15 protein-coding genes are annotated in these 15645 nt (G+C 55.4%); 5 read left to right on the forward strand and 10 right to left on the reverse strand.

Features of this window, described 5'->3' with window-relative positions; genetic code table 11:
- Positions 1 to 2 precede the first annotated feature (2 nt).
- From AC3CHX_RS31765 to AC3CHX_RS31775, 3 genes are read right to left on the reverse strand one after another with little or no spacing between them, the layout of a single operon-like run.
- Positions 3 to 839 carry an SDR family NAD(P)-dependent oxidoreductase gene (locus AC3CHX_RS31765; RefSeq protein WP_488645177.1) on the reverse strand — a complete coding sequence of 279 codons (837 nt, stop codon included), beginning with the start codon at positions 837 to 839 and terminating at the stop codon, positions 3 to 5.
- Positions 840 to 849: 10 nt separating this feature from the next.
- Positions 850 to 1410: a carboxymuconolactone decarboxylase family protein gene (locus AC3CHX_RS31770; RefSeq protein ID WP_488645178.1), complete on the reverse strand. Its 561-nt coding sequence runs from the start codon at positions 1408 to 1410 to the stop codon at positions 850 to 852.
- A gap of 22 nt (positions 1411 to 1432) precedes the next feature.
- Complete coding sequence (locus tag AC3CHX_RS31775; RefSeq protein WP_488645179.1) at positions 1433 to 2740, reverse strand: cation:dicarboxylate symporter family transporter; 1308 nt, start codon at positions 2738 to 2740, stop codon at positions 1433 to 1435.
- Between the two features lie 475 nt (positions 2741 to 3215).
- Here AC3CHX_RS31775 and AC3CHX_RS31780 point away from each other — a divergent pair, with 475 nt between their 5' ends.
- A complete protein-coding gene (locus tag AC3CHX_RS31780; protein WP_488645180.1) occupies positions 3216 to 4163 on the forward strand; it encodes a LysR family transcriptional regulator in 948 nt (315 codons plus the stop codon).
- Between the two features lie 301 nt (positions 4164 to 4464).
- On the opposite strand, the gene dctA is transcribed toward AC3CHX_RS31780, so the two are convergent.
- The 6 genes from dctA to AC3CHX_RS31810 all read right to left on the reverse strand — a co-directional run bounded on the left by dctA (position 4465) and on the right by AC3CHX_RS31810 (position 11498).
- Entirely contained in the window at positions 4465 to 5817 is a 1353-nt protein-coding gene (gene dctA / locus AC3CHX_RS31785; protein WP_488645181.1) for a C4-dicarboxylate transporter DctA, read from the reverse strand.
- 201 nt (positions 5818 to 6018) lie between these two features.
- Positions 6019 to 6996 (reverse strand): porin, encoded by a 978-nt coding sequence (locus AC3CHX_RS31790; RefSeq protein ID WP_488645419.1) that lies wholly within the window; start codon positions 6994 to 6996, stop codon positions 6019 to 6021.
- Between the two features lie 199 nt (positions 6997 to 7195).
- Positions 7196 to 8563 carry a class-II fumarase/aspartase family protein gene (locus AC3CHX_RS31795; RefSeq protein ID WP_488645182.1) on the reverse strand — a complete coding sequence of 456 codons (1368 nt, stop codon included), beginning with the start codon at positions 8561 to 8563 and terminating at the stop codon, positions 7196 to 7198.
- A 34-nt stretch (positions 8564 to 8597) separates the two neighbouring features.
- The gene (locus AC3CHX_RS31800) at positions 8598 to 9464 is read right to left on the reverse strand and encodes an HpcH/HpaI aldolase/citrate lyase family protein (protein WP_488645183.1); all 867 of its coding nucleotides are present in this window, start codon (positions 9462 to 9464) and stop codon (positions 8598 to 8600) included.
- Positions 9461 to 10642: a CaiB/BaiF CoA transferase family protein gene (locus AC3CHX_RS31805; protein ID WP_488645184.1), complete on the reverse strand. Its 1182-nt coding sequence runs from the start codon at positions 10640 to 10642 to the stop codon at positions 9461 to 9463. The genes AC3CHX_RS31800 and AC3CHX_RS31805 overlap by 4 nt, the downstream gene beginning before the upstream one ends.
- A gap of 10 nt (positions 10643 to 10652) precedes the next feature.
- Complete coding sequence (locus tag AC3CHX_RS31810; RefSeq protein WP_488645185.1) at positions 10653 to 11498, reverse strand: HTD2 family dehydratase; 846 nt, start codon at positions 11496 to 11498, stop codon at positions 10653 to 10655.
- A 151-nt stretch (positions 11499 to 11649) separates the two neighbouring features.
- Between AC3CHX_RS31810 and AC3CHX_RS31815 the strand changes: the two genes are divergently transcribed.
- Positions 11650 to 12558: a LysR family transcriptional regulator gene (locus tag AC3CHX_RS31815; RefSeq protein WP_488645186.1), complete on the forward strand. Its 909-nt coding sequence runs from the start codon at positions 11650 to 11652 to the stop codon at positions 12556 to 12558.
- A 72-nt stretch (positions 12559 to 12630) separates the two neighbouring features.
- Here AC3CHX_RS31815 and AC3CHX_RS31820 read toward each other — a convergent pair whose 3' ends face one another.
- Positions 12631 to 12771 carry a helix-turn-helix domain-containing protein gene (locus tag AC3CHX_RS31820; protein ID WP_488645187.1) on the reverse strand — a complete coding sequence of 47 codons (141 nt, stop codon included), beginning with the start codon at positions 12769 to 12771 and terminating at the stop codon, positions 12631 to 12633.
- Positions 12772 to 12954: 183 nt separating this feature from the next.
- Between AC3CHX_RS31820 and AC3CHX_RS31825 the strand changes: the two genes are divergently transcribed.
- The 3 genes from AC3CHX_RS31825 to AC3CHX_RS31835 all read left to right on the forward strand — a co-directional run bounded on the left by AC3CHX_RS31825 (position 12955) and on the right by AC3CHX_RS31835 (position 15436).
- A complete protein-coding gene (locus tag AC3CHX_RS31825) occupies positions 12955 to 13719 on the forward strand; it encodes a substrate-binding domain-containing protein (protein WP_488645420.1) in 765 nt (254 codons plus the stop codon).
- A gap of 88 nt (positions 13720 to 13807) precedes the next feature.
- A complete protein-coding gene (gene tcuC, locus AC3CHX_RS31830; protein WP_488645188.1) occupies positions 13808 to 15127 on the forward strand; it encodes a tricarballylate/proton symporter TcuC in 1320 nt (439 codons plus the stop codon).
- A 168-nt stretch (positions 15128 to 15295) separates the two neighbouring features.
- On the forward strand, positions 15296 to 15436 hold the full coding sequence (locus tag AC3CHX_RS31835) for a hypothetical protein (protein ID WP_488645189.1): 141 nt from the start codon (positions 15296 to 15298) through the stop codon (positions 15434 to 15436).
- The last annotated feature ends 209 nt before the right edge of the window (positions 15437 to 15645 follow it).

Below are 15645 nucleotides of genomic sequence, written 5' to 3' on the forward strand. Positions count from 1 at the left end.
GGTCAGTCGCACCGTGCGGTCATGCCGCCGTCTACGATGATCTCAGTGCCGGTGATGAACTGCGCCTCGTCCGACGCCAGGAACAAGGCCGCGTTGGCGGTGTCTCGTCCATCGCCCATAAAGCCGAGGGGAATGCGTGCGACCCGGCTTTCAAGCAGTTTGTCGACATCGCCCCCGGAGCGCTGACCGGCTAACCGTGCCTCGACCATGGGCGTGTGCAGTTGCCCCGGCACGACCGTATTCACGCGTATGCCTTTTTTTGCATATTCGACAGCTACCACCTTGGAGAGCTGGATCACGCCAGCCTTGCAGGCCGCATAAGCAACCTGGGCAGAGCCGGTCCAGCGAATGCCGGAGGTCGATGCCGTGTTAACAATTGCACCGCTTCCCTGGCTTTCCATCACCGGCAAGACATGCTTGCAAGTGAGGTAAACACTCTTGAGATTAAAAGCAACCTGGGCATCCCACTTATCCTCTGACAGCGCCACGGGGCCGCCAGCGGCTGAACCACCAACGTTATTCACCAGGATGTCGACGCGACCGTATTCAGCCTTGCATGCAGCCACCATTGCTTCGACTGCTGCACTATCGGTGACATCACAGGTATAAGCCGTTACTTTGCCGCCAGCTTCGGTCACGCGCCGCACGGTCTCGTCCATTGCCTCCATGTTCTTGTCCACAGCGAATATAGTGGCTCCAGCCTGTGCAAACAGAACGGCGACAGCGCGACCGTTGCCCCAGCCCGGGCCTATGCAGCCGGCGCCGGTGACGATTGCGATCTTGCCTTGCAGGCGCCCATGCGTTGCGGCGGAAGGATTACTGTTGAATGAAGTTTCCAAAATACGGTCCTCAGTTAAATTTGGTGGGAAGTTCCGGTGCGACGCCTTCCGGCGGTGGCACCTCAAATACTTTGATGGTCATCGAGATCAAGGTGTAATAGCCGGCAATGCCGACCAGATCCACTAGTCCCCCTTCGCCTATCTCTTGGGCCAGGTCGGCATAGAGCGCGTCGTCGATCGTGCGACGCTCGTGCAGCTGCCTCATGAAAGCGTAGATCAGTGCTTCATCGCGATTGACAAAGGCCGGTTCTTGTCCATCGCGGATGGCGTTGATGACGTCCATCGACAGGCCTGCTTCCAGGGCGAAAGGCTTGTGTGCAGCCCATTCATATTCGGCCAGCCAGAAGCGTCCCATCAACAGGATGGCCAGCTCGGACAATCTTGGCGGGATACTGCTGTCATACCGGCAGTAGCGTCCCAGGGCTTGAGCGCGGTCGGCTAACTGCGGGCGATGCAGCCAAACCGCAAGCGGTCCCCGGACGCCTTTGCGCGGACCGCTTGCAATAGCGTCGTAGACGGCGCGCTGCTCGGCATCGAGGCGGTCAGGGTCAATCGGCGATATGCGCGGCATACTATTTCCTTTCTTAACAGGTTCAGTTCGATTGCGCTGTGGTCGTCTGCGCCGAGGGTTGTTCAAGTTTTAGGCAAGAGCTGCGGGTCTGGCCGCCGGTTTCCCGGGTAAAGGCTTCGGCGTCGAAGGCACCTTCCCAGCGAGCGATCGCAAACACCGCCATGGTGTTACCCACCACGTTGACCAAGGCGGTAGCGGTCGCCATTACGCGGTCAATGCCAAACAGAAGGCCTAGACCACCCAAGGGCAGCGTGTGCACCGACTGCAAAGTGGCCGCGAGCTTGACAAAGGCGCCGCCTGCCACCGTTGTGCCGCCCTTGGAGGTCAGGCTGAGAATGGCGAGCAATCCGAGCTGTTGCCATAAGGAGAACGGTGTATCCGTAGCTTGGGCAATAAAGCCGATCGCAATAGCCATGTAGATCGAGGTGCCGTCCAGGTTAAAGCTGTAGCCAGCCGGAAGTACGAAGCCGACAACGACTTCGTCGCAGCCAGCCCGCTGCAATTTTTCTATTAGCCGTGGGAAGGCCACTTCGCTTGACGCGGTCCCGAAAATCAGCAGTATCTCGTCGCGGATCAGCTTCAGGATGCTAAAGAATGGCAGGCCGATAGCCCAGCTGATGGAGCTAAGGACGCCGAACACAAAAATCAGTGATGCTGCGTAGTACAGCACTATGACCTTTAACAGGTACACCAGCGTCATGCCGCCGTAGCTGCCGATTGCCGCTGCCATGGCACCGAACGCGCCGATTGGTGCCAGTTTCATGATGAATGCCAGCATGCGGAACAGCACGGTCTGCGCCTCATCGATACCGCGCAGAATGACGGAATCAGCACCGACCGACATGTTGAGCGCGAGCCCCGCCAGGATAGAAATAATGAGTACCTGTACGATGTCGCCCTTGGCGAAAGCATCTACGAGCGTATGGGGTATCAGGCTGAGAAGGTAATTAACTGCCGAGATTCCTCCGGCGCTCGAAGTAGCTTTAAGCGCTTCTGCACTTTCAACCATGTTCGTAGCGTGAAGACCTGCCCCTGGTTGGAACACATTAACCATCACGAAGCCCAGCACCATGCCCAGCGTGCTGATGACTTCAAAATACACCAGTGACTTCACCCCCATGCGACCTAGCTTGCGCAGGTCCTTTACATGAGCTAGTCCTTGTACCAGCGTACAGAAGATGATCGGTGCCAGCATCATCTTCAATAGCGCAATGAAGCCCATCCCAAGCGGCTTCATCGCAATTGCCCATTGAGGCGCCACTAGACCAAGTACTACGGCGCATGCCAGCCCGATCAATACCTGAATATGCAATTTTTTTAGCTGTTTCATTACGTCTCCTACGCCCGTCGAGCGGATCTAATACTGTTATGGGATTTTGTACGCCGCAAGGCTCTGGCTCGAAAAGGAGCGGCCTCGTCGAGGTTTTCGGGTTTTCCTATCCGGATTTACTTGCAAGGCGGAAAGAAGGATGGATGGCCGCTGGAGTCTGGCAAATTCTGAACCTTTAGCAAACGTAAACGCGGGTGAGCGGCCGCAGAGAAACAAAGCTAACCTAAGCATCCAACTGGCACGGCCATTGCGCGCGTGGCAAATGCCAATGCGGACGCATTGGTGCGGCGCACCTGAATGCATGGCGCCATAGGGCACTGGGCGAGAGGATAGGTGGAAGCGATTCACTGATGTCTCCTGCATATTCATTCAATTGATTTTCTTATTTGTTCAAAGCATAGGTGACGGCAAAACTTTTGACAAAGACCGTCTAAATATATAATCTTATGCTTTTACGGCATAGCTCATCACTAACATGGACATACGCGAACTGCGAAGTTTCATCCATGTGGCACGCGCCGGAAGTTTTAGCCGGGCCGCTTCCGAACTCTATATTGCGCAGCCGGCACTCAGCAGACAAATTGCCAAGTTGGAGGCAGAGATTGGCGTGCCACTGCTTGTCCGATATGGGCGAGGTGTGCGACTGACGGCAGCGGGGTCACGGCTGCTGGAACGAGCCGAAATGATTACTCACATGGTCAGTGAAACAGGCGAGCAGGTGCGTGCCAGCGCTGACGAGGAAAGGGGCCATCTCGCGGTCGGGTTGCCGCCAACAATTGGAATGCTGATAGGCGCGGAGCTAATCCGAGATTTTAGAGCCCAGTGGCCGCGAGTCTCATTGCACCTGCGCGAAGGACTCAGCAGCTCCCTGCAGGAATGGGTGTTGGATAGGCGGGTCGACCTGGCTGTGGTGTACAACCAGCCTCTTCTTGATTCGTTTGATGTCCAGCCTTTGTTCAGCGAACCCATGATTCTCGTAGGGCCGCCGGGCATAGAGTCGACAAAGCGCGAGTTCCAGATCCGGGACCTGGCGGACATACCTTTAATTCTGCCCGGACTGCCGCATAGCAACCGACGCCTGGTCGAGCAGGCGGCCATCCAACATGGGGTCAGACTTAGAATCGAGCTTGAAGTGGATAGTGTTGCAATCACCAAGCAACTCGTGAAATCGGGGGCAGGTTATTCGATCCTTACTTATATTGCGATTCAAGAAGAAATTGCGCGTGGTGAGCTTATTGCGCACAGTATTGAGCGTCCGGCAATTCGCTCAACTGTTGCGATCACGACATTACGAGAGAGTCGGCCATCGCGACTAGTCAATGCATGGTCGACGATGCTGCGGGAAAAGCTGGTCCAGTTTACGACTAGCGAGGCCTGGCAAACAAATGTTGTGTGGTTTGACGAAGCTCATGTTCTTAGTTGAGTTCGGACTTGAAACCGCCCAGTTATTGGCCGATACACGAGCGTCGGGCGGAAACGGTATCTCAGATGCTGCTTTGATCCGTAATTCGTCATTTTATGGGTACATCACCGCCGACCGGCAAATTCCATCAGGGGCAGAGGTTACAACCTCACCGAAAGTCCGGATGTATAGCTGCAATCCTCACCTAGATCACGCTGTTACGAACTGAGAACCTTGCAAACTGGGGCGTTCATGTATGTGTCCTGATTTTGTGGGGTATGGGGTCATTGCGCTCAGCAGTTTATTTGCGCAACAAAGCCCCTTAATGTCTACCTGAGGAATTTAGATGGTCCACGGCGGTCTGTTCAAACCGTTTCTGGATATCTTGATTAAGCGCCAACTCTTCAACCACAATGTAACCTTGATTCAGTTCGAAATTCAGCGTACTCCGGTCGCATGCTCCCTCCCACAATGATACGACTACGGTCGCAACCGCATTACTGACCACGCTGGTAAGCGCACGCGCTTCTGACATGAAGCGGTCGATGCCGACGATCAATGCGACGCCGGCAACTGGAATCTCCGGCATCACAGTCAACGTGGCCACTAACGCGACAAATCCGCTTCCGGTCACCCCGGCAGCACCTTTGGAAGTCAGCAGCATCACGGCGAGCATCGCGAGAATCCGGCCAATCGATAAGTGGATATTGCACGCCTGCGCAATGAAGACCGTAGCAAGCGTCAGATAGATCGCACTGCCGTCAAGGTTGAACGAATACCCCATCGGCAGAACCAGACCCGAGACGCCTTTTTTACAACCTAGCTGTTCCAGCTTCATCAGCATGCGCGGCAACACAGGCTCGGTAGACGAGGTACCAAGCACCACCATCAATTCTTCCTTAAAATAGCGGAGCATATTCCACAGACTGAATCCGTGTAGCCGCGCCAAAGTGCCAAGAACGACAAACACGAAGAACATGCACGCGGCATAAAAAGTGCCTATCAGCATACCAAGGGAACTGATGGATTGGACCCCATATTTCCCTATGGTAAAAGCCATGGCGCCGAATGCACCCAACGGCGCCAGCCTCATCAGAAAGCCGAACGCGGTAAATAGAACGTGCGAAAAGGACTCGATCCCCTCCAGCATAAGTTTTCCGCTCGGCCCAGTGCGTGAAATCCCGAATCCGATCAGGATTGCCAGCAGCAGTACAGGCAAGACTTCGCCTTCGGCAAATGCGCCGAAAAATGAATGAGGGATGATATGCATGACGAATTCGACGAATCCTTTCGGCGCACCGGTCTTGACGAAATTTGCCGCTACCGATGGGTCAAGAAGCGCTGGATTTACATTCATGCCGACTCCGGGTTGAAGCAGGTAGACAGCCGCCAGACCAGTTCCCAGTGCGATGAAAGTCAAGATGTAAAACAGCCCCATGGCTTTGACCAGCGTTTTACCGACTGTTTTCAAATCGCTTATTTTTGCAATGCCGAGGACGATGGTGCAAAATACGATCGGTGCAATCATCATTTTGACGAACTTGACAAACGCATCGCCGAGCGGCTTCAGCGAGGCTCCGAACTCGGGCCAGAAATGGCCGACTGCGATACCTGCGGTAACCGCAATCAATACTTGAAAATACAACGATTTGTAGTACGGGGTCTTCGGTTTCATTCTTGTCTCCTGGGACAAATTTTCGGATCTGAAGCCCGATCATGGTTAACGCTGTGTATCCTTGGTCCTATTGGCTACACCTAGAGTGTCCTGCCAGCGTGTTGATTTGCATATTGAAGATATTGATTTTATTGATGTGCATGGACTCAAAAAGACCGCATCGCTGGGAAGGCGGCCTAAAGACAATCATTGAAAAGCTACTCAAAACGTGTGGCGAATTCCGATATCAAGTTCCTTGTCGCCGGTACCAAACTTCGTTGTCGTAAAATGCGTGTTGCTAAGTTTGGTATAGGCTGTGTAAACACTGGTCCGCGCAGACAAGGCATAGTTATAGGCGGCCGCGACCTGGTGCACATCAAAAGTATTGGCGGCGGATCTGTCGTCCTTGCGGATGTACGTCGCCATAACGGTGTGAGCGCCAAATGGGACACTGACACCTAATAGCAGATCCCTGCTGTCGATCTTGCCGAGACCTTTGTTAATTCCATAGCCAAGGCTCGCGGCGAGCATACCGAAATCATATCTACCGACCACCAGCGTGTTCTTGGCACTATCTGTCGCAGTGGCATTATTCGTCTGGTTGTAAGCGACTTTAATGGTTGCCGGACCTTTAGCGTAACCAGCCGCGAAGCCGATCTGGCGTGACTTCTCGCTATCGCCGGCGACTTCACCAAATCCATAGGCGGCTTGGGCGTTAAACCCGTTTAAGTCCGGAGATGCATACATGACAGTATTGTTCATTCGCGTGCCGGCTTTTTCACCCGACATCAGCTGGCCCGATGCGCCGCCGTAATTGTTACCGAATGGATCTGCAATCAGCAAAGTAGAATAGATTGGCGTGTATTGACGGCCCATGGTTATCGTGCCCATCGGGCCTTTCAAACCGACGAAAGATTGGCGATTGAAAAGCACATTTCCGGTGTTGTCCAATGCGCCGGTATCGGCCAAAAAGCCCATCTCCAGCGTGAAAATCGCAGACAAGCCACTGCCAAGATCTTCGCTGCCGCGAAAACCAAGCCGACTGCTGGTCGACACGCCGCTTTCGAGTTTAATGGCCGATCCTTTTGGACCACCGCTTTCAGATACAAGTCCCGTGTCGACAATCCCGTACATCGTGACCGATGTTTGCGCGGATGCGGCAGCGGAAAAAACGCCTAATACAAATATTATTTTTTTCATTTGTGTCCCTTTAATTGGTTGTAAATTGCGATTACTACTATCTGAAGCGAAAGCCGTCGTCCAGAAAACTGTTGGACGAATGAATCCCTGTTCATCAAGAACGAAGACTTGGAGCCTTATGTTTGCTTTCAGTGCGGAGACGAGCACGTCGATACATTGACGCGGACCGCTTTTTCAAACGATCCGAAGCAGTCGGAATTTACCTGTAGACCTTTTGCTGTTCATCCCTCTTGCGCAGTACACGATCGACCATTTCCCCTGACAGACCGAGGTAGTTCGCCGGATCGCACAATTTGCTTAGTGCAGCCCGGTCCATATGCTTGGCTATCTCCGTATTTTCTACGAGCAAATCAAGCAGCACGCGGTCTTCTTTGATGGCTACACGGCAGATGTCATAGACCAGGTCATGCGCATATTCGCGACCCAGGTGCGGCCCTAGACCCATCATCACCGCCTCCGACACCACCAAGCCATTGGTCATGTCCAGGTTGGCGCGCATGCGCTTTTCGTCGACTTCGAGCCCTTCCAGCACAAATCGGGATTGCGCCAATGCGCCAGCTGTCAGGCAGAACGCTTCCGGCAGTACGATCCATTCGATTTCCCAAGGGCCGGTCGACCTTTCATGATCGGCGACATTGGCGTCCAGCAGCGCTGCTACGTGCTGACGAACGACACTGGTGCAGGCGTGGATGTAGCAAGATGAGATAGGGTTGCGTTTCTGCGGCATGGTGCTGCTGGATCCACGGCCGTGTGCAAAAGGTTCGTACACTTCACCGACTTCAGTTTGCATCATGAGCTTTACATCGGTTGAGAACTTGCCTAGTGTGCTCGTGACAAGACCAAGGAAGCATCCGACTTCTGCAATGTTGTCCCGAATCGTGTGCCAGGCGATATCGGGCTGTCCGAGTCCGAGTTCCTGCATAAGTCCTGCTTGCGTTTCGAGGCCGCCGACTTCGATAGACGCCAGTGTTCCTGATGCGCCGGCGAATTCACCAACCAGAATGCGAGGACGCAGCTCTGACAGACGTTGACGATGGCGTTCTATTGCGCTCAGCAGCCCGGCAATCTTGTAACCAAAGGTAATCGGTACGGCCTGCTGCAGATTGCTGCGCCCGATCATCGGCGTATCGCGATGACGTTTGGCTAAATCTGCCATCGCTGCCGAAATGGCGGTTAATTCGCTATCGACGATCTCCAGTGCTTCACGGATTTGCAGCACGGTGGCCGTATCGGTGATGTCCTGGGTCGTGGCGCCCCAGTGACAGAATTCACCCAGCTTGTCGCGGCATAATGCGTTGATCTGGGACACCACGCCAAGTATCGGATAGCCGATACGTTGCGTTTGTTCGGCCAGCTTGGACATATCGATTTTATCGAGCACGCAGTTACGTACGATTTCTTCAGCCGCGTCTGCCGGAATAATACCAAGTCGTCCCTGTACCCGCGCCAACGCCGCTTCGATCTCCAGGTATTTTTGCGTGCGGTTCTCGTCAGACCATACTTTGCGCATGGCTTCTGTACTAAAAATATTGCCGAATATAAGTGAATCGATGATCGTTGCAGCCATGATTGTTATCTCCAAATGTTGAAATGCGTTTAATTTAAATTTCAGTTGCCGGAACCGAGTCGACAGCACGTGCGAGAATCGCTCTTGCTCTCAGAATAACGGGACGATCGACCATTTTTCCGTCGACCTGAACCGCTCCCTGACTCGTTTCCGCTGCCGCGATGACACGTCGTGCCCAATCGAGCTCGCCGGTTGTCGGCGCTAACGCGCGATGAATGGATGCCACTTGCTTGGGATGAATACACAGCTTCGCGCCGAAACCACAGGCCCGCGCGAACGCCAAGTCTGCCAGTAAGGTCTCTTCATTGCCCAGGTCAGCAGTGACGCCGGCAATTGGGGACGCCAACCCGGCGACTTTGGAAGCAAGTGCCATTCGGCAGGCGGGGTAAATCAGCCCGCGTTCATCGCCCGACAAATCAAGATTGACTGCGTAGTCCAGGGTGCCAAACGCCAGCCGCTGTACGCCGCTAGCTCCGGCGATGGCATCCACGTTCAACACACCACACGCCGTTTCGATGAGAGGAATAAGGAAACCCGCTTCCGGCATGACTGCCTTGACGCGCGCAATCTGGCTGACGAGTTCAACCTTCGGCAGCATCACGCGGAGAATTCCTGCCGCGTGAATGAAATCCAGATCCCCTTCGAACCACTCAGTGGATTCGTCATTGATGCGAACAACAATACGGTCGGCGAAACTCTTTCGTGCGCTGCACCAATTGCCAAGCTCGGCACGAGCGGCAAGCTTGTCTTGTGGCGCTACCGCATCCTCCAGATCAACGATTACGGCATCAGCACCGGCACCTAGTGCCTTGTCGAATCGGTCAGGTCGATTGCCGGGAACAAACAGGTAAGTGAGCGGCAGTCTTGTGGCGTCAGATAGGTGAGTTCGAAGTGTGCTCATATCACGTTCGCCGCGCGCAGGTCCGCGATCTGCCCTGTCGAATATCCGAGTTCGCTCAATATTTGTTCAGTGTGCTGGCCCAGAGCGGGAACGGCGTCCATCCGCGGCGCTCCTTCCTCCCATGAGCCCGGCGGCAACAGCGCGGGAATTTTTCCTGCCGGGGAATCGATTTCCCGCCAGCGGTTCCGCGCACGCAATTGGGGATGTTCCCAGACGTCGTGCATGTTGTTCACATTGGCATTGGCGATTTGCGCATCATCCAGCCGAGCGACAACTTCTTCGGACGAAAGTGTTGCGAATGCCGCGACGATCATGCTACGTAATTCTTCCCGAGCCGCACTGCGTTTGGAATTACTGGTAAAGCGCGGATCAGTCGCAAGTTCCGGGGAGAGAAGTACCTTATTGCAAAACAGTACCCATTCGCGGTCATTCTGCAGGCCCAGCATGACCGTTTTGCCATCGCCCGCCGGGAACGGCCCATAAGGATAAATCGTCGCATGGCTGGCACCGGTGCGCGGCGGCGGTGCCGCGCCGTCCATTGCGTAATACAGCGGGTAGCTGGTCCATTCAACCAACGATTCGAGCATGGAAATATCCAGATGCTGCCCATGGCCGGTATGGTTTCGTTGCAGAAGGGCTGCAAGGATGTTGCTGTATGCGTACATGCCGGCAGAAATATCGGCGATCGAAGGTCCTGCTTTCGATGCTTCCGCAGCCGTCCCGGTCACCGACAGGAAACCTGATTCGCTCTGGATCAGCAGGTCGTAGGCTTTCTTGTCGCGGTAGGGGCCATCGTTACCATAGCCGGAAATATCGCAGACGATGAGGCCGGGTTTGACCGCGGAGAGCGCCTCATACGACAGGCCAAGGCGCGCCGCTGCACCGGGCGCCAGATTCTGAACCACGACGTCGGCTTCTTCGATGATGAGACGCTTGAGGATGGTTTGCGCTTCCGGATGCTTGACATCGAGCGTCAGGCTTTCCTTGGAGCGGTTGGTCCAGACGAAGTGGGAGGCGAGTCCCCGTACCCTTTCATCGTATCCTCGCGCGAAGTCGCCGACGCCTGGACGCTCGATCTTGATGACACGCGCGCCTAGATCGGCCAGTTGGCGGGTCGCGAACGGCGCGGCGATCGCGTGTTCCAGCGTGATGACGGTAATGCCTTTAAGGGGTCTCATGGATTTTCTCTCATTTGATAACGGCAATGGCATCCATCGTCAGCCAGCCTTCGTGATCCTTGGCCCACAGGCGAAAACCCTTGCCATCAGCCGTCGGTTCGCCGCACACGAAAAAATGATTGATGTCGAACGTCGGGCGCACGGCACGGAACTCGTATCGAACAACTTCGGCATCCGGTAACTCCCATCGCAACAGGTCAAGCAGCAAAGTAGCGATCAGCGGCCCATGTACGACCAGGCCCGGATAACCTTCAACCTCGGTCACATAGCGGCGGTCGTAGTGAATGCGATGCCCGTTGAATGTCAACGCCGAATAGCGAAACAGCAACACGTCATCCGGGACGATCTTGCGTTCCCACTGCGACGTAGCAGGCGCCGCCTTCGGCGGTGGCGCCACCTCGCCCGGCTTTGCGGCTTCGCGATAGACGATGTCGTGGAATTCGGTCAGCGCGATCGCTGCTGCATCGTTGCGACGGATTTCGTGGCGTACCTTGACGAATACCAGCGGGCCGGTGCGGCCGGTTTTTTCCGTAACATCGTCAATCGTGGAGGTACGGATGACCTTGTCGCCAACGCGCAACTGCTGATGGAACGCAAACTGGCTGCCGGCCCACATACGGCGAGGCAAGGGAACCGGTGGTAAAAATCCGCCGCGTTTCGCGTGGCCATCGGCACCAATTTCTGATTGTCTATACAGAGGCAGAAAATACATCCAGTGCCACAAGGCAGGCAATACCGTTCCGGCTTGTGGACGCTCTGCCGGCCGATCAAGAGTTGCCGATAACGCCGCATAGGGCGTAGCGGTAACGACGTCTGAAACAGACTCGCTTTTTCCGATCCACTGATTAAGGTTCATGCTGTTATCCATGTTGTTTATCGAGGCCGCTTTCAGCAAGGGTCCATCCATGCTCTTGCAGCAATTCCTCGCGGGAGTGACTTGTCATGGATAGAGTTTCCCGTTATCGTATCTATTTGTATATTGCAAAATTTCTTACGATTGATGCGCCATGAACATGAATTTTGATTTGGGCGATCTGCGCGCCTTCGTCGCTGTAGCGGAGCTAAGCAGCTTTCGCGCGGCGGCTGATTCGATACATCTGTCGCAGCCGGCTCTCAGCCGACGCGTGGAAAAGCTTGAAATCGCACTGGGAGTAAGGTTGTTTGACCGGACTACACGCAGCGTCAGCCTGACCGCGGTAGGAAAAGATTTTTCCCGCAAGGCGCGCACCGTGCTCGACGACCTTGAAAACTCCCTGCTCAGCATGCATGAAGTGGCCGCATCGCAAGTTGGCGAAGTAGTCATTGCTTGCGTTCCGTCGGCCGTCTACTATTTTTTGCCTAACGTGCTGCGGGCTTACCACGAGCAGTATCCGAAAATTCGCGTGCGCATCATCGACGACAGTGCCAACGCGGTGCTGGAAAGCGTGGCGCGCGGTGAGGCGGATTTCGGCATCAATATCATTGGCACACAGGAACCGGCGATCGATTTTCAGGCAATTTTGAAAGAGTCTTTTGTTGCTGCTTGCCGACGCGATCATCCGCTTGCGAAAAAGCGCAAAGTGACGTGGGCAGAACTGGGGCAATATGACTTTATGACGGTCGACAAGAGCAGCGGCAATCGATTGCTGATGGATCTGGCATTGGCGAATTCCAATGTACGACTGAGTTGGTGTTATGAAGCCAAGCATGTGTCGACCTTGCTGGGCATGGTGGAAGCCGGACTGGGTGTTGCGGTCGTGCCTCGACTATCCATGCCGCAAGGCGAGCATGCCACACTCACATCGGTGCAGTTAGTGGAGCCGACTGTAGATCGGACCGTTGGCCTGATTCAACGACGCGGACGTGAGCTGCCGCCTTCAGCACGCCAGTTGTACCAGATGATCGAAAAAACCTGGCCGCGACGATTGCGACAATAGTTCAGCGACATTTCGCGGCCATCCAGGTTCTCGACCGCGTTGGCGAAGAATTCGGCCCGACCAGAGGCAACGTCACGGCCGCATGGTGCACTCAAACAGTTTGACATTCAAAGTCTCCTCCAGCTTGCCGATGCGGCGCGACAGTGCCGACTGCGAGCTATTCAGCGCCACTGCCAGCGCCCGGCAGGCGCCTTGTTCCGCGACTGTCGCCATGGCTTGCAGGCCGTTTAAATCAAAACGCAGCCGGTTATTTTTTTATTGATGCTTGTGACGCATTAAAAGTAAGAAATTCTGCATTTTACTTTATCAATTACGTTCGTGATAATGACTCGCCAAACTCGGCAGTTGTCAAGTTAAGAAAAGCAGGAGACAAAGATCGTGCGTATCAAACATAAAATGCCCCGGCTGTTCACCCTCGGCGCGCTCAGCCTTGCCTTGTGCTCTGGCGCGACGCAAGCGGATGAAATCAATGTGATGAATTCGGGCGGCTTTACCGCAGCCTACAAAGCATTGAGGCCCAAATTTGAAGCGGCTACCGGCCATACGCTGTCCACCGCCTGGGGGCCGTCGATGGGTAAGGCGCCCGAAGCCATCCCCAACCGCCTGGCGCGGGGCGAGCCGGCCGACGTCGTGATCATGGTCGGTTATGCATTGGGCGACCTGATCAAGCAGGGCAAAGTGACGGCCGACAGCCGCGTCGACCTGGCCGACTCCCGCATCGGCATGGCGGTCAAGGCCGGCAGTGCCAAGCCGGACATTCGCACGGTGGAGGAGTTGAAGTCGGCCATGCTCCACGCGAAATCGATCGCCTACTCCGACAGCGCAAGCGGCGTCTACATCGAGCGCGAACTGTTCAAGAAACTGGGCATTGAAGAACAGGTCAAGCCCAAAGCGTACATGATCCAGAAAACCCCGGTCGCTGCGCTGGTGGCCAGCGGTGAATACGAACTGGGCTTCCAGCAGGTAAGCGAAATTCTGCCGCAGCCGGGCGTCGATTTTGTCGCCAGGATTCCGGAGCAGGTCCAAAGCGTCACCACCTTCTCGGCCGGGATCCCGGTCGGCGCCAAACATCCGGACGCCGCCCGCGCACTGATCCGTTACCTGGCGTCGCCTGAGGCGCGTGCCGATGTAATCAACAGCGGACTCGATCCGAAGCAATAACCCCCTGCGCTATGAGCAATAGTATTCGTAGAAGCCCGGGCCATGTCCTTGCGTACGGCGCAGGGCTCCAATCGTTTGTGAGATCAAAATGACAGCCATCGCAGCAGCAACTCCGTCGAAGTTCGGCACGGTCCTCCGTGTCACCAGCGGCAATTTCATGGAAATGTTTGACTTTTTCCTGTTCGGTTTTTACGCGACATACATTTCCAAAACCTTCTTCCCGTCAGGTGACGAATTCGCGTCCCTGATGCTCACCTTCATGACCTTCGGCGCCGGCTTTTTGATGCGTCCGCTTGGCGCCATCCTGCTCGGTGCCTACGTCGACCGCGTCGGCCGCCGGCAGGGCTTGATCGTGACCCTGGCCCTGATGGCGCTTGGCACCGTTCTGATTGCTTTCGTGCCGGGTTTTGCGACCATCGGTTATCTGGCGCCATTCCTGGTACTGATCGGCCGCTTGCTGCAAGGCTTTTCCGCCGGCGTCGAACTGGGCGGCGTTTCGGTCTATCTGGCTGAGATGGCGACACCCGGCAACAAGGGTTTCTACGTCAGCTGGCAATCGGCCAGCCAGCAGGTGGCCATCATCGTCGCGGCGGCATTGGGTTATGCACTTAACGTATGGCTGACCCCGCTGCAAATCGGTTCCTGGGGCTGGCGTGTTCCGTTCTTCATCGGTTGCATGATCGTGCCTGTACTGTTCATGATCCGCCGCTCCCTGCAGGAAACGGAAGAATTCATGAAGCGCAAGCACCGCCCCAATGCGCGTGCCATTTTCCGCTCGATGCTCGATAACTGGGGCCTGGTGATCACCGGGATGATGCTGGTCGCGATGACGACCGTCTCGTTCTACCTGATCACGATCTACACTCCTACCTTCGGCAAGAACGTACTCAAGCTCAGCACTACCGACAGCCTGATCGTGACCCTGTGCGTGGGCATTTCCAACTTTATCTGGCTGCCGATCATGGGCGCGCTGTCGGACCGGCTCGGTCGCCGCCCTATCCTGATTTTTTTCACCGCGCTAACCATCCTGAGCGCCTATCCGGCCATGACCTGGCTAACCAGTGCCCCCAGCTTCGAGAAGATGCTGGTCGTCGAGCTGTGGTTGTCGTTCCTGTATGCCAGCTACAACGGGGCCATGGTGGTTGCACTCACTGAGGTGATGCCGGTCGAGGTGCGCACTGCCGGTTTTTCCCTGGCTTACAGTCTGGCGACAGCGATATTTGGCGGCTTCACGCCAGCCATTGCCACCGCGTTGATCCAGGCGACAGGTGATAAGGCCGCGCCGGGCTTGTGGATGACTTTTGCCGCTGTTTGTGGCCTGATCGCAACGCTGGTGCTGTACCGCAAACGTAGCATTAAATGCCGGGCAGACGCTGGCGGCAAAAGTTCCCTCCAAACCTTGCCTTGAATGAAGGGCACAGGCTTCTTCAATATATGCAAATACTGCCAGCGTGGCTGTAAACACTAGCACGGCCGCCGGCGTGGGTATAAGCCGCATACATCTTTGCAGCCACTTCTGGATTAAAGTAGCTATCGTTGGCACCATAAAGCCAGATACTAAGCGCCTTGGTCTATCGTGTCCGAATCAAACACGCACCCGCAACTCTTCGGCGGCCACACAGACACGATCCCGAACGAATGCGGCGTCGGACGGCATGCGCTTGCGGACAGTGGCGATGGCGTTGTGTACATCAAGCGTCCACTCTCGTTGCCGTGATGCGCATCTTCATCGACACTGAGTTCACCGATCTCGTTGATATGGACTTGATCTCGATCGGTCTCGTGGCTGATGACGGCTGCTGAGACTGCTGACGTGCGCGAAGTCATCGCTAAGTACCACCCGGTCGCAAACGAGGACGCACAATGCATCACGCTTATGATGGCCTGGGCGACGCTGCAGACACTTAGACATTTTCTCGGTCGCGT

Source organism: Glaciimonas sp. OK215, assembly GCF_057787885.1.